This window comes from Skermanella sp., from assembly GCF_059503625.1.
The window spans coordinates 1-3,722 of the sequence record NZ_JCACHA010000141.1 but is presented as its reverse complement, the minus strand read 5'-3'; the positions used below and the strand labels follow the sequence as shown (position 1 = coordinate 3,722).

The window sequence follows — 3,722 nt, the reverse complement described above, 5'->3', positions numbered from 1 at the left end:
CCTGGGGAGTGGCAACCTCCTCCTGGGCCACCTCAAGGATGACGTCGCCGGGACGCAGGCCCTTCTCGGCAGCGGCGCTGTTGCCGGCGACCTCCGTCACCAGGACACCCTTGAGCTGCTCGTTGATGTCGAACTGCTGGCGCAGTTCCGGCGTGATGTTGGTCAGCTTCAGCCCCAGCGCCTCGACCGATTCCGGCGCCGCCGGTGCAGGCTCGTCGGGGATGGCCGCCAGGGCGCCGGATTCCTCGGCCGCCTCGAGTTCGCCGACCTTGACCTGGACGGTCTGTTCCTTGCCGCGGCGCCACAGCTTGACCGGCACCTTCTCCTCGACGCCGGTTTCGGCGACGACGCGCGGCAGGCGCCGCATCTCGTTCACTTCCTTGCCGTCGAAGGTCAGGATCACGTCGCCTGCCTGGATGCCGGCATCGGCCGCCGGGCCATTGGCGGTGACGCTGGCGACCAGGGCGCCGGTCACGGCCTTCAGCCCCAGGCTTTCGGCGATCTCGGGGGTCACGCCCTGGATGCGCACGCCGAGCCAGCCGCGCCGGGTCCGGCCGAACTCCTGGAGCTGGGCCACGACGCTGCGCGCCAGGGTAGAGGGAATGGCGAAGCCGATACCGACCGAGCCGCCGGAGGGCGAGAAGATCGCCGTGTTGATGCCGATGACCTCGCCCTTCATGTTGAACATCGGGCCGCCGGAGTTGCCCCGGTTGATCGATGCGTCGGTCTGGAGGAAGTCGTCGTAGGGACCCGCGTTGATGTCGCGGGCGCGGGCGGAGATGATGCCGGCGGTCACGGTGCCGCCGAGGCCGAACGGATTGCCGATCGCCAGCACCCAGTCGCCGACCCGCATGTCGTCGCTGTTGCCGAACGTCACGGCCGTCAGCTTCTTGTCGGTCTTGACCCGCAACAGGGCCAGATCCGTCTTGGTGTCGCGGCCGACCAGCTCGGCCTTCAGGTTGGTGTCGTCCTGAAGGATCACGTTGATCTCGTCGGCGTCCTGGATGACGTGGTTGTTGGTCACCACCAGACCGCCGGCGTCGATGACGAAGCCCGAACCGAGCGAGGTCGCGCGGCGGGGTGGAGCGTTCTGTTCACGGCCCTGGCGGTCGAAGAAGTCGCGGAAGAACTCCTCGAACGGCGATCCGGGCGGGAACTGCGGCATTTCCGGACCCGGACGGGGACCGGCGCCACCGGGGCCGCGACGCTCGGGAATATTTTGCGTGGTCGAAATGTTGACCACGGCAGGGAGCAGCTTCTGGGCCAGATCGGCGAAGCTCTCCGGCGCATTGGAGCGGGCCTGGGCCTGCGCCATTGGCATGGAGGTAAAGAGCAGTAGTGCCACCACCGGCAAACCGGCAACCCAGCGGAACCACCCCCCCTGGAACCTTCCGGGGCGGCGTTGCCCGGCGACGATCGTCATGTCGTTTCCTCCGTCCTGTCCTGGGGCATTCCCGTGTGCGGCATTACCTTGAGCACTGTTCGTCACGGAAGCTCTCTCCTTGCTTCATTTTGCACCCGCCAGCAGCCGCCGCCGGTGCGTAGGCGCGCTCCCAAGGAATGCGCTCCAACTGCCGGGTGTCAGCCCGCGTATAAACCGCCCGGCCCGGTCATGCCGGGAACGGCTTTCGTCGTCACAGGAATAATAAACGCTATTCGGCGTTAAAAGTAAGGCGTCCGGTTGGCTGTCTGACGAACTTATTATTTTTATTCGCCATCCGGCAGGTTCTTCGTCAGCCGCGCAGCAGCCAGACCAAGCCGACGCCGCAGATCGCGGCGACCAGTCCGGCAACGCGCAACTGTCCGACCGGCGTCATGAGCGCCAGCGCCAGCATGCGCCGCATCATGTCGGGGAATAGAGCGTAGGCGATGCCTTCGAGGACAAGAACGAGCGCGAAGGCCGTCAGGAATTCAGTCGTCAACGGTAGGCCCTGGATAGATAGAGAACGTTGCGGCGGCCCAATGGGCCGCCGCAACGGAAATACGGGCCGGCGCCGCTATGATGGGGCGCCGGCCCGGGTGGAGAGGCCCGGGTGGAGAGATCGGTAACCGGATCAGTTGGCGGGTTTGGCCGGCGGTGTGTTATCGGCTCCCTGGGTCGCCGGCGGAGTCGAAGAAGGCGCCGACGGGATTGCTGCCGCTCCCGAGGTCCTGCCGGGAGCGCCGCCCGGAACGCCGCTGGGGGCGCTTCCGGCGCCGCCGGCCGACGCCATGCCGCTCAGGGTGCCGAAATACTTGAAGAAGTCGCCCGTCGGCGAGAGCACCATCGTGGTGTCCTCGTTGCGCAGGCTGTCGCGATAGGCCTGGAGCGTCCGGTAGAACGAGTAGAAATCGGCGTCCCTGCCGGTCGCCTCGGCGATGATCCTGAACGCCTGGTTGTCGCCCTCGCCTCGCAGGACCTGCGAATCGCGCTGGGCCTCGGCGATGATGACGGTACGTTCGCGTTCCGCGCGGGAACGGATCTGCTGAGCCTGCTCCTGGCCCTGGGCGCGGAACTCGGCGGCTTCCCGCTCGCGCTCCGACCGCATGCGGGCGAAGATCGACTGGCTGGTCTCTTCCGGCAAATCGGCGCGCCGGATGCGGACGTCCACCACGTCGATGCCGAAACGCTGTGCCTCCGCGTTGACCTGCTGGCGGATGTCGGCCATCACCTGGGAACGCTCGTCCGACAGGATCGCCAGCACGGTCACGTTACCCAGGACACGGCGCAGGGCCGAAACGACGACCGTGTTGAGCCGCTGTTCCAGCACCATTTCCGAACCGACCGACTGAAAGAAGCGCAGCGGATCGGTGATGCGGTAACGGGCGAAGGCATCGACGTCCAGGCGCTTCTGGTCGGCGAGGATGACCTGCTCGACGGGCGGGTCGAGGTCGAGCACGCGGCGGTCGTAGACCACCACGTTCTGGATGAACGGGACCTTGGCCTTGAGGCCCGGCTCCTGGATCACGCGGCGCGGTTCACCGAACTGGAGGACCAGCGCCTGCTGGGTTTCGTTGACCGTGAACAGGCTGGCTGAGGCGAGGATGCCCAGGATGACGACGACGATGCCGAGAATTGCTAGCTTCTTATTCATGGCTCAAATCCTCACTGCGCCGGGCGTGAAGCGCCGGGAGCGGCGGCCTGCGCGGGTGCCGCAGGGCGTTGCCGCTGCAACTCCGTCAGGGGCAGATAGGGAACGACGCCGTTGGCTCCAGCCTCGCCATTGCCATCGATGATGACCTTGTTGGTGCCGCGCAGCACCTGTTCCATGGTTTCCAGATACATGCGGCGGGCGGTGACTTCGCGGGCGCCCGAATAGGCCTCGTAGACCGACAGGAAGCGCTGGGCGTCACCCTGAGCCAGACTGACGGTCTGCTCGCGGTACGCGGAGGCTTCCTGGACCAGCCGCTCGGCTTCGCCTCGGGCACGCGGGATGATGTCGTTGCGGTAGGCCTCGGCCTCGTTGCGGACGCGTTCGCGGTCGGCGCGGGCGCGCTGAACGTCGTTGAAGGCGTCGACGACGGTGGCCGGAGGATCGACCTTCTGCAACTGGACCTGGGTGATCTCGATACCCGACTGGTAGTCGTCCAGCATCGCCTGGAGGAGTTGGCGGGTGCTGTTCTCGATCTGCTGACGGGCTTCCGTCAGGGCCGGCTGGATATCGGTCTGGCCGATCACTTCGCGGATGGCGCTCTCGGCGGCCTTCTTGACGGTGGTTTCCGGGTCGCGGATCTTGAACAGG

The 3,722-nt window shown here is 66.5% G+C and carries 4 protein-coding genes; all 4 read right to left on the bottom strand.

Annotated elements, in window-relative coordinates; all coding sequences use genetic code 11:
- The coding region (locus AC5JJ6_RS03780; protein WP_496040763.1) for a DegQ family serine endoprotease at window positions 1-1,423 on the bottom strand (1,423 nt) is incomplete at its 3' end.
- A gap of 310 nt (window positions 1,424-1,733) precedes the next feature.
- A complete protein-coding gene (locus AC5JJ6_RS03775; RefSeq protein ID WP_044427357.1) occupies window positions 1,734-1,922 on the bottom strand; it encodes a DUF2065 domain-containing protein in 189 nt (62 codons plus the stop codon).
- 132 nt (window positions 1,923-2,054) lie between these two features.
- Window positions 2,055-3,074, bottom strand: a complete 1,020-nt coding sequence (hflC, locus tag AC5JJ6_RS03770) for a protease modulator HflC (RefSeq protein ID WP_496040762.1) — start codon at window positions 3,072-3,074, stop codon at window positions 2,055-2,057.
- Between the two features lie 11 nt (window positions 3,075-3,085).
- On the bottom strand, window positions 3,086-3,722 hold a 637-nt coding region (gene hflK, locus AC5JJ6_RS03765), incomplete at its 5' end, for an FtsH protease activity modulator HflK (protein ID WP_496040761.1).

What these genes read in the sequence shown, in the direction of transcription:
- hflC (WP_496040762.1), bottom strand. Translation starts at nt 3,074, where the DNA reads ATGAATAAGAAGCTAGCAATTCTCGGCATCGTCGTCGTCATCCTGGGC.